This window comes from Pseudomonas sp. NPDC087803, from assembly GCF_044742995.1.
Classification (GTDB): Bacteria; Pseudomonadota; Gammaproteobacteria; order Pseudomonadales; family Pseudomonadaceae; genus Aquipseudomonas.
In genome coordinates this window covers 2,341-3,425 of the sequence record NZ_JBIUVO010000129.1, presented here as the reverse complement: position 1 = coordinate 3,425, position 1,085 = coordinate 2,341, and the positions used below count along the sequence as shown (strand labels likewise).

Genomic DNA, 1,085 nt, shown 5'->3' with positions numbered 1-1,085 from the left:
GCGACGATGGCCTTCTAGCCAACGAGATTAATTGCCACGCGATTACCCCCTGCATGGTACCGTATCACACGATCGAAACCGAATGTCGTTTTGGTGTCTGATTCGGTAAGGAACCGGGAGCACCATCTGCGTAGGCTTATGGTTTAAGGCTTGCGCCGCCTACGGTCTTGGATAGCCCCCGCCAGGCAGGGACCCCAATCTTTCAATTGGCGCGAATAATCGCGCCAACCTTTGTCTTACGCGTCCAGCGAGCTCTGGTCGATAACCAGACCTGGGCCCATAGTGGTGCTCAGGGTAACGCGCTTGACGTAGATACCTTTCGAAGAAGCTGGCTTGATACGCTTCAGATCAGCGATCAGGGCTTCAACGTTTTCCTTCAGCTTGACGGCATCGAAACCGATCTTGCCAACGGAGGTGTGGATGATGCCGTTTTTGTCGGTGCGATAACGAACCTGACCAGCCTTGGCGTTTTTAACCGCGGTGGCTACGTCTGGAGTTACGGTGCCGACTTTCGGGTTAGGCATCAGGCCACGTGGACCCAGGATCTGACCCAGCTGACCTACAACGCGCATGGCATCCGGGGATGCGATCACTACGTCATAGTTCAGGTCGCCGCCTTTCATTTCGGCAGCCAGGTCGTCCATACCTACACGGTCAGCGCCGGCAGCCAGAGCGGCTTCAGCAGCTGGACCCTGAGTGAAGACAGCAACGCGAACGGTCTTGCCAGTGCCGTGTGGCAGCACAGTAGCGCTACGAACGACCTGGTCGGATTTACGCGGGTCTACACCCAGGTTTACAGCAACGTCAAACGACTCGCTGAACTTGACAGTCGACAGCTCGGCCAGCAGAGCAGCGGCGTCTACAATGTTGTAGGCCTTGCCTGCTTCGATTTTGCCGGCGATAGCCTTTTGACGCTTGGTCAGCTTAGCCATTACACACCCTCCACGTTAAGGCCCATGCTACGAGCAGAACCGGCGATAGTACGCACGTCTTCATCCATATAATCTTAAGTCAGTTACTCGTTTTTTGTTTTCGCGATTTATTTCATCTGAGCTATGTTAATATTGTAATCCTTATTGTTGTTT

At 53.9% G+C, this 1,085-nt stretch carries 1 protein-coding gene and 1 pseudogene; both read right to left on the bottom strand.

Annotation, left to right across the window (positions count from 1 at the left end; translation table 11 throughout):
- Positions 1–236: 236 nt before the first annotated feature.
- Positions 237–932, bottom strand: a complete 696-nt coding sequence (gene rplA / locus ACIOUG_RS26790) for a 50S ribosomal protein L1 (protein ID WP_003228754.1) — start codon at positions 930–932, stop codon at positions 237–239.
- A pseudogene (rplK, locus tag ACIOUG_RS26785) lies at positions 932–1,000 on the bottom strand (50S ribosomal protein L11); the annotation flags it as partial. The gene rplA and the pseudogene rplK, both read right to left, overlap by 1 nt.
- Positions 1,001–1,085 lie beyond the last annotated feature (85 nt).